This window comes from Nereida ignava, from assembly GCF_047114695.1.
GTDB lineage: Bacteria > Pseudomonadota > Alphaproteobacteria > Rhodobacterales > Rhodobacteraceae > Nereida > Nereida ignava.
On record NZ_CP112885.1, the window covers coordinates 2,394,111 to 2,411,830 of the forward strand.

Annotated in this window: 14 protein-coding genes and 1 pseudogene; 9 read left to right on the forward strand and 6 right to left on the reverse strand. The window is 55.3% G+C overall.

All coding sequences use genetic code 11. From position 1 onward, the window contains the following. Nucleotides 1–56 precede the first annotated feature (56 nt). The 3 genes from glyS to OLX08_RS11785 all read left to right on the forward strand — a co-directional run bounded on the left by glyS (nt 57) and on the right by OLX08_RS11785 (nt 5,680). The gene (gene glyS, locus OLX08_RS11775) at nt 57–2,114 is read left to right on the forward strand and encodes a glycine--tRNA ligase subunit beta (protein WP_391481579.1); all 2,058 of its coding nucleotides are present in this window, start codon (nt 57–59) and stop codon (nt 2,112–2,114) included. Between the two features lie 78 nt (nt 2,115–2,192). Next, on the forward strand, nt 2,193–4,763 hold the full coding sequence (locus OLX08_RS11780) for a putative PEP-binding protein (protein WP_391481580.1): 2,571 nt from the start codon (nt 2,193–2,195) through the stop codon (nt 4,761–4,763). Between the two features lie 209 nt (nt 4,764–4,972). Next, complete coding sequence (locus OLX08_RS11785) at nt 4,973–5,680, forward strand: cell wall hydrolase (protein WP_391481581.1); 708 nt, start codon at nt 4,973–4,975, stop codon at nt 5,678–5,680. Here the strand turns inward: OLX08_RS11785 and OLX08_RS11790 are convergent. After that, nucleotides 5,677–6,564, reverse strand: coding sequence for a DMT family transporter (locus OLX08_RS11790; protein ID WP_391481582.1), 888 nt, complete (start codon nt 6,562–6,564; stop codon nt 5,677–5,679). The genes OLX08_RS11785 and OLX08_RS11790 overlap by 4 nt on opposite strands. Before the next feature lie 106 nt (nt 6,565–6,670). On the opposite strand from OLX08_RS11790, the gene OLX08_RS11795 reads away from it, so the two are divergent. The 3 genes from OLX08_RS11795 to glmM are packed head-to-tail and all read left to right on the forward strand — an operon-like array spanning nt 6,671 to nt 9,977. Then, nucleotides 6,671–7,597, forward strand: coding sequence for a dihydroneopterin aldolase (locus tag OLX08_RS11795; protein ID WP_391483258.1), 927 nt, complete (start codon nt 6,671–6,673; stop codon nt 7,595–7,597). A gap of 15 nt (nt 7,598–7,612) precedes the next feature. Further along, nucleotides 7,613–8,620 carry a dihydropteroate synthase gene (gene folP / locus OLX08_RS11800; protein WP_391481583.1) on the forward strand — a complete coding sequence of 336 codons (1,008 nt, stop codon included), beginning with the start codon at nt 7,613–7,615 and terminating at the stop codon, nt 8,618–8,620. 16 nt (nt 8,621–8,636) lie between these two features. Then, nucleotides 8,637–9,977: a phosphoglucosamine mutase gene (gene glmM, locus OLX08_RS11805; protein ID WP_391481584.1), complete on the forward strand. Its 1,341-nt coding sequence runs from the start codon at nt 8,637–8,639 to the stop codon at nt 9,975–9,977. Between the two features lie 4 nt (nt 9,978–9,981). Here glmM and OLX08_RS11810 read toward each other — a convergent pair whose 3' ends face one another. Continuing rightward, entirely contained in the window at nt 9,982–10,929 is a 948-nt protein-coding gene (locus OLX08_RS11810; RefSeq protein WP_391481585.1) for a DMT family transporter, read from the reverse strand. A gap of 117 nt (nt 10,930–11,046) precedes the next feature. Beyond that, nucleotides 11,047–12,087, reverse strand: a pseudogene (ilvC, locus tag OLX08_RS11815) (ketol-acid reductoisomerase); the annotation flags it as partial. Between the two features lie 124 nt (nt 12,088–12,211). Between ilvC and OLX08_RS11820 the strand changes: the two are divergent. Further along, nucleotides 12,212–12,667, forward strand: coding sequence for an Lrp/AsnC family transcriptional regulator (locus OLX08_RS11820; RefSeq protein ID WP_391481586.1), 456 nt, complete (start codon nt 12,212–12,214; stop codon nt 12,665–12,667). Nucleotides 12,668–12,684: 17 nt separating this feature from the next. Further along, entirely contained in the window at nt 12,685–13,116 is a 432-nt protein-coding gene (locus OLX08_RS11825) for an Lrp/AsnC family transcriptional regulator (protein ID WP_391483260.1), read from the forward strand. A 20-nt stretch (nt 13,117–13,136) separates the two neighbouring features. On the opposite strand, the gene OLX08_RS11830 is transcribed toward OLX08_RS11825, so the two are convergent. Continuing rightward, nucleotides 13,137–14,339 carry a UbiH/UbiF family hydroxylase gene (locus OLX08_RS11830; protein WP_391481588.1) on the reverse strand — a complete coding sequence of 401 codons (1,203 nt, stop codon included), beginning with the start codon at nt 14,337–14,339 and terminating at the stop codon, nt 13,137–13,139. A 41-nt stretch (nt 14,340–14,380) separates the two neighbouring features. Beyond that, nucleotides 14,381–15,034 carry a pyrimidine 5'-nucleotidase gene (locus tag OLX08_RS11835; protein ID WP_391481589.1) on the reverse strand — a complete coding sequence of 218 codons (654 nt, stop codon included), beginning with the start codon at nt 15,032–15,034 and terminating at the stop codon, nt 14,381–14,383. A gap of 104 nt (nt 15,035–15,138) precedes the next feature. Here OLX08_RS11835 and OLX08_RS11840 point away from each other — a divergent pair, with 104 nt between their 5' ends. Then, nucleotides 15,139–15,789 (forward strand): GntR family transcriptional regulator, encoded by a 651-nt coding sequence (locus tag OLX08_RS11840; protein WP_334066708.1) that lies wholly within the window; start codon nt 15,139–15,141, stop codon nt 15,787–15,789. Here the strand turns inward: OLX08_RS11840 and OLX08_RS11845 are convergent. Continuing rightward, a complete protein-coding gene (locus OLX08_RS11845) occupies nt 15,674–17,677 on the reverse strand; it encodes a glycosyltransferase family 2 protein (protein WP_391481592.1) in 2,004 nt (667 codons plus the stop codon). The genes OLX08_RS11840 and OLX08_RS11845 overlap by 116 nt on opposite strands. Nucleotides 17,678–17,720: the final 43 nt, after the last annotated feature.

Below are 17,720 nucleotides of genomic sequence, written 5' to 3' on the forward strand. Positions count from 1 at the left end.
TGCCCTTTGATCCGAAACGAAAAGATACCCTCGCGACCCGCGATTAAGGACCCGATATGCCCGATCTTTTGATTGAACTCTTTTCCGAAGAAATTCCAGCGCGCATGCAAGCGCGTGCCGCAAAGGACCTGCAAAAGCTGATTACAGGTGGCTTGGTTGAGGCAGGGTTGACCTATGCGGGGGCCGCGGCTTTTCACACCCCACGTCGTTTGACCTTGGCTGTGGGCGAGTTGCTGGCGCAAAGCAAACCGACTGTAGAAGAACGCAAAGGTCCCGCCGTTGGCGCACCCGACAAAGCAATCGAAGGGTTTTTGCGCGGTGCTGGTGTCAGCAAAGATGATCTTGAAGTGCGGACTGTTGGCAAGAAAGAGGTCTATTTTGCGGCAATCCATAAACCAGGGCGTTTGGCAGAAGATGTCATTGCTGAAGTTCTTGAAGCTGCGGTGCGCAACTTTCCGTGGCCGAAATCCATGCGGTGGGGGGCTGGCAATCTGAAATGGGTCCGGCCGCTTCATTCAATCCTGTGTATTCTCAGCGATGAAGAGGGAGCACGTGTGGTCCCTCTTGAGGTTGAAGGGATCGTTTCTTCTAACACCACACGGGGTCACCGCTTTCATGCGCCTGACGCGTTTGCTGTCTCGTCATTCGATGATTACACAAGCAAGCTTTCACGCGCTCATGTGGTTTTGGACGCGGCTGAGCGGTCTGACGCGATTTGGCAAGATGCCACTAACCAAGCCTTTGCGGGCGGTTTTGAAGTTATCGAAGATGCGGGCCTGTTGGCCGAGGTTGCTAACCTTGTAGAGCATCCGGTTGTGTTGATGGGCACAATTGATGAGGACTTTCTTGAATTGCCAGCGGAGGTTTTGCAGACCTCCATGCGCGAGCACCAAAAGTTCTTCTCGGTTCGCAGCACCAAAACGGGCCGCATTGAACGGTTTGTAACCGTGGCCAACATCGCAACAGCCGACAATGGTGCAACTATTCTGGCGGGCAACCAAAAAGTGCTGTCGGCCCGTTTGGCTGATGCAAAATTCTTTTGGGAAAATGACTTGCGCATCGCCAAAGCAGGCATGGCACCTTGGACCGATGCGCTAAGCAATGTGACGTTCCACAACAAGCTGGGCTCACAAGCAGACCGCATTACACGGATCGTCGCCTTGGCGCGCCGTTTGGCGGATGTAACCGGGTCTAATGCCAACGAGACAGAACAGGCGGCAGGTGTTGCCAAAGCTGACTTAAGCTCGGAAATGGTTTATGAGTTCCCCGAATTGCAGGGGCTTATGGGGCGCTATTACGCCACGGCCGCTGGTATGTCCGAGGCAATCGCAGCCGCAGCACAAGAACATTATTCCCCTCTCGGTCCGACTGATGCGGTGCCAACTGCGCCTGTGTCAGTGGCCGTTGCCCTTGCAGATAAGCTGGATACGCTGGCGTGCTTCTGGGCGATTGATGAAAAACCGACAGGCTCCAAAGATCCGTTTGCCCTTCGGCGTGCGGCATTGGGTGTGACTCGTCTAATTCTTGAAAACGACCTGACTTTGCCCCTTGGCGATATCATTTCAGCAGCGCACGCAGATGCAGATGCCTCTGATCTATTGGCCTTCTTCCACGACCGCCTGAAAGTCTACTTGCGCGATCAAGGCATTCGCCATGACATCATTGATGCGTGCACGGCGATGGACGGCAACGATGATTTGAACTTGTTGGTCAAACGCGCACGCGCGTTGTCGGACGCGCTAAAAACCGATGACGGAGAAAACCTGATCCAAGGGTTCAAGCGCGCCAACAACATCCTCAGCCAAGCGGAAGCTAAAGACGGGGTGGAGTACTCCTTCGGGGCAGACATCAAGTTTGCAGAAGCCGACACAGAGAAAGCCTTGTTCGGAGCCTTGGACACCGCTGACGCTGCGATTGCATCGGCAATGAAAAGTGGTGATTTTGCTGCTGCAATGTCGGCAATGGCGCAGTTGCGTGCACCAATCGATGCGTTCTTTGACGATGTGAAAATCAATGCTGATAGCGAAATTATTCGCCGAAACCGCCTGAACCTGCTAAGCCGTATCCGCACAACCTGCGGTGCGGTGGCTGACCTGACCCGTATCGAGGGATAGCGCGGTACGGCTCGGGTGGCTGGAACTGTGTGATTAAACGGCAAGGAGCAAGTACTTGTTCCTTGCCAAAAAGCCCCTATGCTGCGGCCAACTGAACGGGATGCGGCGATGCAGCAAGCTATCGAAATCAACGACTTCACGGTCATCTCAGCGCAAGCAACCATGGCTGCTGACACCCACGGCGGGCGGGCAAAATGCTTGCAGCGTCTGATCCGCCTCGACATGCCTGTGCCACGTACTGTGGCGCTACCGTTCAAAACTGTCCGCGCGATTGCCAACGGTATGGGCCCAGACTTGGGCGCTATTCTGGCGGAATTTGCGCAAGACGCTCTCTTTAGTGTGCGCCCGTCCAGCCAAGACAGTGATTGGGGGGGGCCGTCAGCAGTTCTAAACATTGGTATGAATGACGCGCGTTTTACGGGACTGTCTGATGAGATTGGCACAGACGCCGCCGCGCTGATGTATTTGCGGTTCGTGCAATCCTATGCGGTCAATGTGGCGCGCCTTGATCCTGATGAGTTCACCCAACCCATTGAGCGCCCGCGCGAGGCGCTTGATGATGCGTTACGCGCGTATTTTGCCGAAACTGATGAAGTATTCCCGCAAGACCCCAAGCAACAATTGGGCGAGGTTCTGCGGTCCATGGCGCGTGCTTGGGAAGGCACAACTGCACATTTGCTGCGCCAAGCAAAAGGCGCGCCGGCAGATGCGGGCTTGGGACTTGTTGTGCAAGAGATGAAGCTTGGCGTCGGGCGGGGCAATTGCGGCTCTGGTGTGATCATGGGCATCAACCAAACGACCGGTGAGCGGATGATTTGCGGTCGGTTCTTGGGCCAAAGCCAAGGGCGCGATGCAATGGATGCCGACCGTGCGATATACCTGACGCGAGACGCGCGCGGCCCCTCTCTGGAGGAGCGTCATCCCGAGTTATATGCGCAGCTTTTGGCGCATATGGAGACTTCGCGCGGTAAGCTGCGCGAGGAAATGGAGCATGAATTTACCATCCAAGACGGAGAGCTGTTCATCCTTGATGGTATCCGCGTAACACGGTCCGCCCGCGCGGCTGTGAATGTGGCGGTGGCTTTGGCACAAGACAAAATCATCGCGCGCGAGGATGCGTTGCTGCGTATTCCGCCCAACATGTTGTCAGAATTGCTGCACCGCCAAGTTGCGGCTGGCACTGACCGGAATGTGGTCGCAAAGGGCCTTGCTGCATCGCCAGGTGCTGCAATGGGGCAAATCACATTTTCTGCCAATGAGGCGCAGGCGCTTGCGGCGCAAGGCGAGAAATGCATATTGGTGCGCCGTGAAACTGCGCCCGAAGACATTCGTGGAATGAACGTGGCTGCGGGTGTTTTGACCGAGCGGGGCGGCATGACAAGCCACGCGGCTGTGATCGGCCGCGGTCTTGGCCTGCCGTCAATTGTTGGGGCTGCGGGCCTGAGTATTTCCGCCCGAGACAAAACGCTTACCACCCAAGATGGACTTGTCTTGAAGGCCGGTGACAAGATCACGATTGATGGCACCACGGGCGAAGTTTTGGTGGGTGAGGTCACTCTTGTGGAGCCCTCTCTTGATGGGGCCTTTCAAACGCTTTTGGGGTGGGCCGATGAGGTGCGCGATATTGGCGTGCGGGCCAACGCGGATACCCCTGCGGATGCGCAAACCGCCCGTAATTTCGCCGCGGAAGGCATTGGGCTTTGCCGTACAGAGCACATGTTTTTTGACGGTGACCGCCTTACCGTGATGCGCGAGATGATCTTTGCAGATACCTCTGAGGACCGCCGTGCGGCGCTTGAGCGGTTGTTGCCAATGCAGCGGGATGATTTCGGACAATTGTTTGAGATCATGGCGGGCTTGCCCGTGTGTATCCGGCTGTTTGATCCGCCGCTCCATGAAATTTTGCCGTCGGATCGGGATGGCATGCGCGATTTGGCAGAAGCTATGAACCTGCCGCTGTCAGATGTGATTGCGCGGGTAGATCAGATGTCAGAGTTCAACCCAATGTTGGGTTTGCGCGGGGTGCGCCTTGGGATCACGTTGCCCGAGATTTACGATATGCAAGCCCAGGCGATTTTTGAGGCAACGGCGGCAGCGCATCAGCGCGGCCATGCGGTGACGCCTGAAATCATGTTGCCTTTGGTCAGTGCCAAACGTGAAGTTGAGCTGTTGAAAATTCGCATCGATGCGGTTGCATCGGCCGTGATGGTCAGCTCGGGCCAGACATTTGACTATAAGCTGGGCGTGATGGTTGAAACGCCGCGCGCGGCTTTGCGCGCAGGCGACATCGCCCAGCATTCCGCGTTTTTGTCCTTTGGGACGAACGATCTGACACAAATGACCTATGGCTTGTCTCGTGACGATGCGGGCCGGTTTATGTCGACCTATGTGCAGCAACAAGTTTTCGCAGAAGATCCGTTTCAATATTTCGACGAAGAAGGTGTGGGCGAGTTGGTACAAATTGGTGCAGACCGTGGGCGGGCGACTGCAAAAGACGTGGTATTGTCCATCTGCGGCGAGCACGGTGGATCGGCACCAGCGATGGCATTTGCGCGCGCGCAGGGATTCGATTACGTGTCCTGCTCTCCGTTTCGGGTTCCTGTTGCACGGCTGATCGCGGCGCAATTGGCGTTGGGCCGCCCAAGCTAAGTTTCCAGCTTTTGTTTGGAACATATTGGTTTTCCTAAACCTTTTGCTGCACTGCGACGATTTGCATCCCGTGCATACCGCCTAGTCAGGAACGGGGGGTAGATTTGTATGCTGAATTGGCTTAACAGCCCGCCTCAGACGCGCATTTAAGCCTTATTTATAGATGTATTGGCTGTGCTGTCTGCCCTTGAAACAACTCTGGATGGCGCATGCCCCGAACTTCTTTGATCTCACGCGCTCAGCGCGTTTGCAGTGTTTTGGCTCTCGTTGCCGGTTTTGGCGTTATCGCTGAGACCCGCGATGCTGAGGCGGCCGATGGCACAGCGCTCAAGGTTTCAGCGCATATTGTTGGTCTTCTAAAGACTGAAAATGCGGCTTTTCAGATGGTCCCGTCAAACCGGCTTGATACGCTGACTGCTGCCCCTCAGGTGTCTTTGCTGCCAAAGCGCCGGCCCAGCGGGTTGCTCGGCGTCGCGTACGAGCGCAGTTATTTGGCGCAATTGCCTGCCGCTTCAGGAGGTGAAAGTTGGAAATGTCTCTCAGAGGCGCTTTATTTTGAGGCGCGCGGCGAAAGCGTGAAAGGCCAATTTGCAGTGGCCGAGGTCATTATGAACCGCGTTAAGTCTGCTAAATATCCCAACACTGTGTGTGGCGTTATTAATCAAGGGACAGGCCGTAAGTTTGCGTGTCAGTTCACCTATACTTGCGACGGCAAGAAAGAAATCATCGGCGAGCCACGGGCATGGACCCGTGTTGGCAAGATCGCCAAGCTAACGTTGCAAGGCAACCTTCCAGCGCTGACTGCTGGTGCGACCCATTATCATACCAAAAGCGTGCGGCCTAACTGGGCACGGGTCTATCCGCGCACCGCGACAATTGGCTTTCACCATTTTTATCGTCAAAGCTACGGCAGTTAGGGCTGTCTGGCCTTTGTAGGCCAGACCTCGAGAATTGCAGCACTTAGGACCAACGCGCCGCCGATCAGCTCGAACGGAAGCAATGGCTCTCCGACTAAAAAAGCGGCAGAAAGCGCGCCGATCAGCACTTCGCTCATCAGCAAGATGCCGACGCGCGCAGGTTCGAGCAGGGCCGTTGCCCACATCAGACCTGCCATAGAGACACCCCACCAAAGCGTGCCGGTAACAGCTGTGATCAAAAGGGTCGGCGGTGTTAGCACGCTAAGGTCAAGCGGTTGCGTTGGCAGGGCCAAGATACAAACACCCGAAAGCACTGCCGCACCACTGGCAAATGCGAAAGCCGCAAGCAGCGGTTTGATCGGTTCACGCTCATGAATGATCGTGCTCGAAAGGGACCAGCAGATGCCAGACGCCAGCGCAAGCCAGTCCCCGATGCTACGCGGTAACGGTACCCCACCATCCGCGCCGAGCATCACAAAAAGCCCAAGCAGCCCGATCACAATTGCTGCAAGGCGGGTTACGCTGGTTGTACGACCCAGAATGAAACGTGCAATCAAGGTGCTCCAGACTGGGGTCAAAAAGAAAAGCAGGATGACGATTGCCACACGCCCATAGGCAAAGCCCACCGAATACATGGCGAAGGCTGCACCGCCCAATGCCAATGCTCCGTAAGTGGGCCAATCACGCGGAACGTTCGGGCGCGCAATCAGGACTGAAATCCCCAACACAAAGGTTGCCGCGAGGGCGATGCCGAATGTACCCCAAGCCCCGGGCAGGCCTGCGTCTTGTAAATACCGGACGGGCATCCAGTAAAACCCCCACAGAACGCCGATGACAACAACGGTCACGGTTGCCACGGCGGAGGAGGAGGGCGCTTGGTTCATGGCGTTGCTTAGCATCTGGGTCGCGGGCCAGCAAACACCGTATACGGTTGCCCCCATGTCGCAATCTGTCTGGTTCTACGCAATTATCCGCGATATGCCCACGGCCATGACAAACGACATCCATCTGGCTTTTGCCCATCCGTCCGAGCGTTCCGAGGCGACAACTGCGGTTCATCCGCTCGACCGTATCTCTGTGCGCGACCATATTGTGGATGTTGAGATTGGCGCTTTTCAGCTTGAGCGTGGCACAACACAGCGCGTTCGTTTTGATATCGTGGTGGAAGTGAAGCCGCTTGAGGGGCCCATCGGCGATGATGTGGACCGGATTTTGTCCTACGACCGCATTACCGAGGCTGTTGCCATTGAGCTGGCCGCCGAGCGGTTGAACCTGCTTGAAACCTTGGCAGAACGGATTGCGGACCGTATTTTGATTGAGCCACAGGCGATGCGTGCTTTTGTACGCATTCAAAAGCTGGACCGTGGGCCGTTTGCCCTTGGGGTTGAGATTGTACGCTCGAGGTCGCTGAGTGTTGTTGAGGACGCGCCGGAAACGGTTCACCCTTGTGTTGTTTATCTGTCAAACGAGGCACTTCATTCGACGCATCTAAGCGGCTGGATTGATACACTTGCAAAGCGCGAATTGCCTTTGATCTTGTGCGTTGGCATGGGCGAGACTACCGCGCCGGCCGTATCACTTGGCGCGCCGCAACGCCGGATTGATTTGCTGGCAATTGAACAAAACGCTTGGGTGCTGGCCGCCCGTGACGCGCGATGCGTGGTGGTTGGAACGTTGACTGAGCTCGATTGGTCAATGAAAAATGGCCAAATCGCCGTATGGGCACCGTCTAAAATTGTGCTCGATGCTGTTGAAGGACCCGCGACGGCCCCATCTGATGGCCCTTCATTAGCAGCCTGGTTTGCCCGCCACATGAGCGCGTCTGAATTGATGCTTATCGGCGCTGAGTTGCCCGCGGATGCCGCAGTTGGCGATATTCGTGTCACACGTCATGCCGACGATGCGGCACAGCTTTGAGTGTCACGAAGGCTAATGACTGACTATTTTCGCCCAATCGTTCAGACTGATATCGCCCGTCCGAACGGCGCCTATGTTTTGGCGGGTGGGTGGACGTGGTTCGACACCGTAGAAGTTATGAGCCGCAACGCGATACCGCGCATCATCCCGGCGGCTGACGTGCCAGATCACGTTCTATCGCGTCTTACGTCCCCGCGTGGGCAGGTTGCGGGGCTTAATATGGCGCGTGCCAACATCATGGGTATTCTCAATGTCACGCCAGACAGCTTTTCCGATGGCAGTAAGTTCGAAGGTTTTGACGAAGCAATAAACCACGCGATTGCGATGCAGGAGGCTGGTGCGGATATGCTGGATATCGGCGGGGAAAGCACGCGGCCCGGTGCGGACTATGTGCCCAGCCACGTTGAGATAGAGCGCACGGTTCCCGTGATTGCAGCTTTGCGAAACCACGACGCAACAGCACACACGCCAATCAGCATCGACACACGAAAAGCAGATGTTGCCGAGGCGGCTTTGGCGGCGGGTGCGACTTTGGTCAATGATGTCTACGCGATGACCCATGATCCGGCTATGGGCACAGTCACCGCGTCGTCCCGTGCGCCTATCTGCTTGATGCACGCAAGCGGGGATCCGGAGACGATGCAGGACGATCCGCAGTACGATGACGTTGTGCTCGATGTGTATGACTTTTTGTCTGAGCGCATTGAGGCGGCTGTGGCGTGTGGGATTGCACGCACAGATATCTGGATCGATCCTGGCATTGGTTTTGGCAAAACGCTTGAGCATAATCTGGCGCTGTTGAAACGGCTGAGCGTGCTACACAGCCTTGGGTGCCCGATCTTGCTCGGGGCGTCGCGCAAACGCTTTATTGGCACAATCACAAATGCCCCCCAAGCGGACCAGCGGGTTATTGGTTCTGTCGCGGTGGCGCTTGAAGGGTTTCGGCAAGGGGTTCAGATCACCCGCGTTCATGATATAGAGGCGACACGCGCAGCTTTTGATATGGCCGGCGCAATTTTGTAGCTAACGGGTACTAAATATGACTACGAAACTGTTTGGCACCGACGGGGTGCGCGGCACGGCGAACCAATATCCTATGACCGTCGAGATGGCTTTGCGCCTTGGTGCAGCGGCGGGGCGGTACTTTCGCCGTGACAACAAACGTCACCGTGTCGTGATTGGCAAAGATACCCGTCTGTCGGGCTACATGTTTGAGAACGCTTTGACGGCCGGATTTACCAGCACCGGCATGGATTGTTTCCTGCTAGGCCCGGTGCCCACACCGGCGGTGGGGATGTTGACTACATCGATGCGCGCGGATGTGGGCGTGATGATTTCCGCCTCCCATAACCCGCATATGGATAACGGTATCAAGCTATTTGGTCCTGATGGGTTTAAGTTGTCAGATGAGGCAGAGGCCGCGATTGAACAACTGGTTCACGAAGGCACCAGCCCCGCGCAACCTGATAATATTGGCCGCGCCAAGCGAATTGATGAGGGGCGTTTCCGCTACGGTGAGCGCCTAAAAACATCGCTTGCAGGTATCTCGTTGCAAGGGCTGAAAGTTGTGATTGATTGCGCGAATGGTGCGGCGCACCGAACGGCGCCCGAGATTTTATGGGAACTTGGCGCTGATGTGATCCCCGTTGGGACATCGCCAAATGGGTTCAACATCAACGACAACTGCGGCTCAACGGCACCGCATATGGCGGCGCAAGCGGTTATTGAAAACGGTGCGGATCTGGGCATTTGTCTTGATGGCGACGCAGACCGCGTGATGATCATCGATGAAAAGGGCCGCATTGCAGACGGCGATCAGTTGATGGCGCTTTTGGCAGGCTCATGGGCGTCTGCAGGGCGTTTGAACGCGCGTACTTTGGTTGCCACAGTGATGTCGAACCTTGGTCTTGAGCGGTACCTAGCGGATCGCGGGATGACCTTGTTGCGTACGGCGGTTGGTGACCGGCATGTGGTTGAAGCGATGCGCAAAGGCGGGTTTAACTTGGGCGGCGAGCAATCGGGCCATATTGTGATGACGGACTATGCCACAACCGGCGACGGCTTGTTGGCGGGGCTGCAGTTTATGTGTGAAATGATCCGTACCGGTCACAGCGCGTCTGATCTGTCGAGTACGTTCGAGACTGTGCCACAGCTTTTGAAAAACGTGCGCTACCCAAGCGGAACAGCGCCGCTTGAAGCCGCGTCAGTTCAGCAGGCGATTGCTGCGGCTGAGGTTGATCTGGCTGGCAAGGGGCGGTTACTTATCCGTAAATCAGGGACTGAGCCGTTGATCCGCGTCATGGCCGAATGCGAAGATGCGACCCTTCTTGAAGCAGTGGTGCAGGGTGTTGTCGATGAGATAGCAGCACAAGTGGTCTAGGCTGTTACTTCTTTGAGCGGATACTTTGCGCGACCAGAACCAAGCTGCGCCATTGGCTGATCCCGATACCCAAAAGGATGAGCGCGAGGGCGATGAACAGCTGTGCTGACAGGGCCTCGCCAAGCAGTACGATCCCGAACACGGCTGACCAGATTGGCACTTGATAAGACGTCAGTGACATAAAGACGGAGCCCGCTGATTGCACAACAATCACACGGATTGCCGCAGCCAAGCCGGTTGGCAGGGCAGCAAGATAAAAGACCGTTAGGGTCTCAAAACTCCAGCTAAGACGTGGCATGCCTTCGGCAATAATCGCAAATGGGATAAGCATCGCAGCGCCGACAGCTAGCGTGCCACTGGCGAATGCCACGGGCGGGATGCGCGGCGCACGCCGGGTAATAATTGAGCCGACCGCATAACACGCAGCCGCTGCAAGACAGGCAAGCTGTCCCCAAAACGTCTGGGCAGATGTGGTCTCAAGCGCGCCTTTTCCCAACAGCAGCGCCAATCCAGCAAAGCCCAGCACCACACCGATAATGCGACGTGGGCCGATGCCTTCCTCAGGTGAGAAGATATAGGCAAGCGGCAGGATAATGAGCGGGATTGCCCCCATCGCGACACCAGCGAACGCGGATGGCACGTATTGAATACCCCAACACAGCAGCAAAAACGGTGCGGTGACGGTGATAAAACCAATGACGGCGCTGTAGCTCCATCCGGATAACCCCGCGGTCTGATGAATGCGCGTGATTGGCTGGCCCATGATGACGCCCATGATGCACAAAACAATTGCGCCGAAAAAGACGCGCAGCGCTGCCAGAGTAAATGGCGGGTATTCTTGTAGCGCCACGCTGATGCTCATGAATGCGCTGCCCCAAATCACGCCCAAAAAGCAGATCAGGAACCAGTTAAATGCACCGGGATTTTCGGGGGTAGGGATGGTGTTACTCATGGGCTGACACTAGGCGCGCTTTGGTCCAGTGGCGAGAGTTAAATGCGCCTGTGCAGGCAAACACAAACAAAAAGGCCCCCGCAGATGCGGAGGCCCAAGTGAACAAGGTAAGAGACCTTAGTTCTTTTCTTTGTCGACCATTTTGCCAGCAGAAATCCACGGCATCATTTCGCGCAGTTTCGCACCAGTTTCTTCGATCATGTGCTCGTCGTTGATGCGACGTGTGCCTTTGAAGAACGGCTGACCAACAGCGTTTTCCTGCATGAAGTCACGCACGAATTTACCTGTTTGGATGTCTGTCAGGATCGCTTTCATGCGGGCTTTTGTTTCGTCGTATGGCAGCACGCGTGGGCCGCTGACGTATTCGCCGTACTCAGCTGTGTTGGAGATTGAGTAGTTCATGTTGGCGATGCCGCCTTCATAGATCAGATCAACAATAAGCTTCACTTCGTGCAAGCACTCAAAATACGCCATTTCTGGTGCATAGCCTGCTTCAACGAGTGTTTCGAAGCCTGCGCGGATCAGCTCAACAAGGCCACCACAAAGGACTGCCTGCTCACCAAAGAGGTCAGTTTCGCACTCTTCACGGAAGTTGGTTTCGATGATGCCTGAACGGCCGCCACCAATTGCGGAACAGTATGACAGACCGATTTCAAGCGCTTTGCCTGATGCGTTTTCATGTACCGCTACCAAGCATGGCACGCCGCCGCCTTTGGTGTATTCGCCGCGTACTGTGTGGCCTGGGCCTTTGGGAGCCATCATGATCACGTCGACGCCTTCTTTTGGCTCAATCAAACCAAAGTGTACGTTCAGGCCGTGGGCAAACGCGATTGCGGAGCCTGGCTTGATGTTGTCATGGACGTATTTTTTGTATGTTTCTGCCTGAAGCTCGTCGGGCATTGTGAACATGATCACATCACACCAAGCTGCGGCTTCGGCGATGCCCATAACTTTTAGGCCTTCGCCTTCGGCTTTCTTCGCGGAAGGTGAGCCTTCGCGCAGAGCAACAACAAGGTTTTTCGCACCTGAATCGCGCAGGTTAAGCGCGTGGGCGTGGCCTTGGCTGCCATAACCGAGGATGGCTACTTTTTTGTCTTTGATCAGGTTAACATCGCAATCGCGATCATAATAAACGCGCATATCAAATTCCTTTGTCTGAGTGCTTTGTGAATGTCTGAGAACCTTCTACGACCTGTTCAAGACAATTGCGATGTTAGAAATATAATTTTTGTGACTATTTTCGACAGTTTCATTCGTCGGAAATTGTTTTATAGATAAATTCATGCTTGATGACCTTGATAGACGCATTCTGCGCACGTTGCAGTACACGCCAGATGCAGCAATGCATGAAATTGCTGACCGGTGTGGTCTGACGGCCGCTAAAGTGACCCGCAGGCTTGATAAGTTGCGTGATGCTGGGCTGTACCGTGGGCAAGAGGCTGTGGTCGATTGGGCGGCACTTGGATTTGAGGTGTCCGTTTCGTTGCGCATCACCCTTGATAAAACCCAAGCGCGTGCGTTTGACGAATTTCAGGCCGCCGCCCGTGATGTGCCTGAAGTCACTGAAATTCAGACGTTTTTGGGGCGCGTAGATGTGCGGCTTTTTGTGGTCGCGCGGGATATGGCACACTATCAGATGCTTTACCGGGACCGCATCCTAACACTGCCACATATCTCGGATATTGAGGCGTTGATGTTGGTGTCGACGCTAAAATCAGATGAAAGGTTGCCGTTGTGAGCTGGGACGCGATCGATATGGCTTTGGTCAAGGCGATGCAGCGTGACGCTACACAATCTGCGGGTGCGTTGGGCCGTGATTTGGGGCTGAGCCAACCAGCCACGTGGCGCAGATTGCAAAAGTTACAAGCGGCAGGCGTTTTCAAAGGACGGCGCGTAAAGCTTGATGCCGAAAAGTTGGGTTTTGGTGTTACGGTGTTTTTGGGCGTTAAGCTGGCGACCAAAGGGCGTGTCAGCCTGGATGATTTTGAGCGCGCAGTTATCGCAATTCCCGAAGTGCAAACGGCCGAGCATATGTTGGGGCTTTATGATTACCGGCTGAGGGTGGTTGCACGGGATTTGGCTGATTTTGAGCGCATCTTGCGGCGCCGTATCATGACCCTTCCCGGTGCAGGTGATGTTGAGGCCAACGTGCTTTTGTCAGAGCAGCGCTTGCCCGGTCCGTTGTGACATGTAGCTTCGCAGCGGTATCAGCCGCGCGCCCCAAGACCGAGCTGCATCAGCGTTTTGCGAACCGGCGCCAGCGAATAAAGCGTGGCAACCCCCGCGGCGCGCGCATCGCGCAAAGGCCGCGCTGCCATCATTGAGGCACGGTTAAGCGCGTCGACACCGGTTACCCGCGCTTTGACTTCAGTCATGCGTTTACGTTCGTACTGCGCGAGCATCTCAGGCTCACCCAGCTTGGATGGGTCCCGCAGAGATAACTCCAACAGCGCCGCCATATCCCCGATGGACATGTTCAAACCCTGCGCACCGATCGGCGGCACAACATGGGCGGCTTCGGCGATAAGGGCGGTGCGTTCTGCATAAAAACGATCGCTGATTTGGCTGATTATTGGCCAAATTGTGCGCCGGCTCGCAAGGGTCAGCGAGCCATAAAGGTGGCAGGACCGCTCTGACATGGCGTCGTTGAACGCATCTTCGGGCATCTCATAAAACTCTTTGGCGCGCGCGCCGCGTTCCATCCAAACCACCGCCGAGGACGGCATCCCGTTGTAATCTGGCAGCGGAACCAACGTGAACGGCCCCCCAGTACGATGCACCTCGGTACTGACACCTTCATGCGGGATCGGATGGTTGACCGCAAAAGCCAGCGCTTTTTGACCATATCGAGTTGTGCGTGCCCCAATCCCGTGGGCGCGGCGCACAGGGCTGTTGCGGCCATCTGCGCCAATCACCAGACGTGCAGATACCTGAGTGTCATCGCTAAGGCTGACAAGCGCTTCGCTTTGGCGTGTAAGTAGTGTTTTGGTGCCGACGCCCGGCCGAAACGTGGTGTTCGGCAATTCATCAAGGCGGGCCAACATTTCACGGCGCAGCAACCAATTAGGCAGGTTCCAGCCAAAGGGCCTGTCGGAAATATCGGAGGCGTCAAAGTCACGGGTGAGGCGGGGCTCTGCAACTTCGCCGCCCGCATCCACGATACGCATCGTTTGCAAGGGGCTGGCGTGAGGGTTGAGTTTGGCCCAAATGCCTGCAGTTTCCAAAAAGTCGCGGGCGGGCTGCAACAGTGCGGTACTGCGCAGATCGCTTCCATCTGTGTTGCGTTCGGTCACTGGGGCCGTCGGATCGACACAAATTACGGAAAATCCGGCCGTGCCGAATGCAGCAGCAGCCGTCAGCCCCGCGATGCCACCGCCTGATATGAGAATGTCGATTTTTGCACGTTCCATACCTATAAAGTAGGCCCGCGATGCGGTGAGGGAAAGGTGCCTTAGGTGATCTGCGACAAAAATTCTTCCAAGTCAGCGGCCTGATAATCAATAAAGGCACTGTGGTTGGGCGTTGGACTTATCAGCACTGTGGTAAGCCCCATTTCCTTTGGGACCTCAAGGTTACGGGGGTCGTCTTCGAACATGACCGCTTTCGCTCGGTCGAACCCGTCGAGTGCGAAAACGGCTTCAAAAGCAGCGCGGTTGGGCTTGGGATGGTAATGCGCGTGCTCGACCCCGTAGATTGCATCAAACAGCCCCGCGATACCGCGCGCTGTGGTTACGTCTTCAGCGTAAGGTGCGGTTCCGTTGGTGTAGATGATTTTGCGGTTATCCAGCCGCGTGATCAGATCGCGTAGGGTTGGGCTTTGGGGGACAACGCTGAAATCAAGCTGATGCACGTCCCAAAGAAACGGGTCCGGATCAATCTGATGCTCTGCCATGAGGCCCGCCAATGTGGTTCCGTGATCGCGCCAGTAGTTGGCGCGCAGGGCATTCGCTGTGTCACGGTCCAGCTGCAAAACGCGGCACATGTAGTCCACCATACGCACTTCCATTTGGGCAAACAGCGGAACATCGGGTGGGTAAAGCGTGTGGTCGAGGTCAAACACCCAAGTCTGGGTATCACTGAAAGCGTCGCGAAGGTTGTGTGTCATCCGCGGACCGTACTTGTGTCACACTGTGGGTCAATGGCAAACGGGTTGCCAGCGTGCGAGCTGTCGGGCTAGGGTCAGGGAACGCACGAAGAACGGACGCCAAAATGTTGAAACCAAATCAAAAAGATGCATATGACCTGATCCTCGATGCGATTGATGTAGGTGTTTACAAGCCCGGATCGCGCTTGGTTGAGAGTGAGCTTGCTGACCGTTTTGGCGTATCTAGAACACCTATTCGCGAAGCGTTACAGCGCCTTGAGACACAAAGTCTTTTGACCCGTGATGGGCGAAGCCTGATTGTTGCGTCGCTGGATCATAATCAGTTGGCAGAGCTTTACGTGGTGCGGGCAGAACTTGAGGGTTTGGCCGCGCAGCTGGCCGCACGCCATGCCACACCTGAAGAAGTGAAAGTTCTGCGTGAAATGGTCGACGAAGATCACAAGCTGATGGGGGACCCGTCTGCGTTGTCGCGGGCCAATCGTAGGTTCCACAAGCAAATTCACTTGGCCAGTCATAACCGCTTTTTGGTGCGCCAGCTTGATCTTGTTCACCGTTCTATGGCGCTGTTGGCGACCACATCACTTGCGATTGAGGGGCGCGACAAGCTTGCCCTTGAAGAACACGATGCGATTGTTTCGGCTATTGAAACCGGTGACGGCGACCGTGCTTATCAGGCTCTGCGCGAACATATTTCGGTGGCTTTTCAAACGCGCCTACGTGCGGACGCCGAAGCGGTCGAGGCAACGGGGATTTAGCGCCTGCTGGCGATGGCTGGGCACTTCTGAGGGATTTGCCGTGGCTTGTTTTATCCCAGTAGAACGGATCGCGAATAAGCTCCCACAGGGCCTTGTAGCAGGCCAGTGACGCCAAGAAGAAATAGGCGTGTAGTGTGGGTATCCATATCCAAAACCGGCGATGTTCCGCCCTTCGAGTTGCAAGTGCTGTAACCGTGATGTTGGCAATTTCAGCCATGATGAACATCGCCACGATTGCACTTGTCAGCCAGCTGATCCCCGTGCTTGAAGCCACCTCTTGAACGGGCAGAAGCCACAAGCCTAAAATCAGGGGCGCCAATGCGAATTGGCTAAGCGTACACAAAAAGATCAGCTGTACGCCCAGAAACCCACGCCATCCTAATTGCGTGAAAAGCGCCTTTGGTTCCTTCATTAGCACCATATATGTGGCGGCGTATCCCTTTAGCCATCGTGAGCGTTGACGGATCCAAGCGCGTGGCGCGCAGCACGCTTCTTCATAGGTCGTGGTGTCAATCAATTCGGTTCTGTAGCCTGCTTTGGCCAAACGCATGCCGAGTTCGGCGTCTTCGGTCACGTTGTGCGCGTCCCATCCGCCTAATTCCTCAAGGACGTGCCTGCGAAAGAAAACTGTTGTGCCACCCAGTGGAATTGGCAGTCCGAGGGCTTGGAAGCCTGGCAAGATTAGTCTGAACCACGTGGCGTATTCGAGGGTAAAGCAGCGCGACATCCAGTTTTGTTTTGGATTATAGAAATCGAGAGCACCCTGCAGGCATGCCACTTCGGCGGGGCGGTTGGCAAAGCCATGGACAATCTTGAGCAGCTGATCTGGTTCCGGCGCATCTTCAGCATCATAAATCCCGATGATGCTGCCACGACAAAAATCGAGTGCGTAATTCATCGCGCGTGGTTTGGTTTTAAGGCTGCCCTTAGGAACCTCGTGAACCCGTATCCAATGGGGCAAAATCGTCTCGCGCAATGTGGTTTGGGTCACCTTATCACTGGCTTCGGTGATCAAGCACACGTCAAGCTTTTCACGGGGATAATCGAGGCGGCTAAGCTGTCTGACTAACTGTCCGGCGATGTTGCGCTCATTCAGAAGGGGAACCAAAATTGATACTGTTGGTAATTGAAGGAGTGCGGTCTCTTGGCGTGCTTTGAGGTTTTGGCACAGATAAACAATGCTGGCCCAAACGCGGAGCGCAAGAACTGCGAACATGCTGAGAATGGCCCAGCCAATCAGCGCTGCAAATAGGACCTTTGGCATAAACAAAGCGACGCTGCCAAAGCCCAAGAGCCAGAGAATTTTTGCTGTTCTTGATGTGGGCTTACTTAAATGCCGGCAACTATCTTCGGAATGAACACGACTTTCGGCCAGTTCAGCCAGCCGTGTTTTGTGATCATTGGCGATGACATCTGTGATCTGATGGCGTGTTGCCAGTGCCATTTTGAGCGGATGCAGGTGATCGGGTAAATGTGCAGTGTCCGCTGCAAAGCTTGTAGGCGATGATGTCACGACTAAAGTGGCGGAGCCCACATTACGCAGTGGAATAATGGCTTTCTTGATACATTTCCTGATGTCTACATCTTCAAGCAACTCGGGTTGGCGGAACGGAGTTGCGGGGTCAACTATACGTGCACCGCATTTAAGGCTTTGAGCGCGCAGGATATCCGCCTCGTCAAGCATGAACATAAAATTAACATATTCGCAGGTTGGCGTCCAATCATGCCGTGCATTGCTAGCAACTTCTTGCGCATCGGCAGGTGCAAGTGTTCCGAGGTCAAGCATCACATCAAGCAAGGGGCTACTTGCGTCCTGAGAGCCGCTTTTTACCGAACCAAACGAATGTCGTGATTGCCCCTCAACAAGGGTAAGTGGATGGGATGACATGACAACTCTTTACTAACGCACAGCCGCAATAAGCTGCATGTTA

What these genes read in the sequence shown, in the direction of transcription:
- OLX08_RS11810 (WP_391481585.1), bottom strand. Translation starts at nt 10,929, where the DNA reads ATGAGTAACACCATCCCTACCCCCGAAAATCCCGGTGCATTTAACTGG.
- OLX08_RS11825 (WP_391483260.1), top strand. Translation starts at nt 12,685, where the DNA reads ATGGCTTTGGTCAAGGCGATGCAGCGTGACGCTACACAATCTGCGGGT.
- OLX08_RS11795 (WP_391483258.1), top strand. Translation starts at nt 6,671, where the DNA reads ATGACAAACGACATCCATCTGGCTTTTGCCCATCCGTCCGAGCGTTCC.
- glyS (WP_391481579.1), top strand. Translation starts at nt 57, where the DNA reads ATGCCCGATCTTTTGATTGAACTCTTTTCCGAAGAAATTCCAGCGCGC.
- OLX08_RS11820 (WP_391481586.1), top strand. Translation starts at nt 12,212, where the DNA reads ATGCTTGATGACCTTGATAGACGCATTCTGCGCACGTTGCAGTACACG.
- OLX08_RS11780 (WP_391481580.1), top strand. Translation starts at nt 2,193, where the DNA reads ATGCTGCGGCCAACTGAACGGGATGCGGCGATGCAGCAAGCTATCGAA.
- OLX08_RS11830 (WP_391481588.1), bottom strand. Translation starts at nt 14,339, where the DNA reads ATGGAACGTGCAAAAATCGACATTCTCATATCAGGCGGTGGCATCGCG.
- OLX08_RS11845 (WP_391481592.1), bottom strand. Translation starts at nt 17,677, where the DNA reads ATGTCATCCCATCCACTTACCCTTGTTGAGGGGCAATCACGACATTCG.
- OLX08_RS11840 (WP_334066708.1), top strand. Translation starts at nt 15,139, where the DNA reads ATGTTGAAACCAAATCAAAAAGATGCATATGACCTGATCCTCGATGCG.
- folP (WP_391481583.1), top strand. Translation starts at nt 7,613, where the DNA reads ATGACTGACTATTTTCGCCCAATCGTTCAGACTGATATCGCCCGTCCG.
- OLX08_RS11785 (WP_391481581.1), top strand. Translation starts at nt 4,973, where the DNA reads ATGCCCCGAACTTCTTTGATCTCACGCGCTCAGCGCGTTTGCAGTGTT.
- glmM (WP_391481584.1), top strand. Translation starts at nt 8,637, where the DNA reads ATGACTACGAAACTGTTTGGCACCGACGGGGTGCGCGGCACGGCGAAC.
- OLX08_RS11835 (WP_391481589.1), bottom strand. Translation starts at nt 15,034, where the DNA reads ATGACACACAACCTTCGCGACGCTTTCAGTGATACCCAGACTTGGGTG.
- OLX08_RS11790 (WP_391481582.1), bottom strand. Translation starts at nt 6,564, where the DNA reads ATGAACCAAGCGCCCTCCTCCTCCGCCGTGGCAACCGTGACCGTTGTT.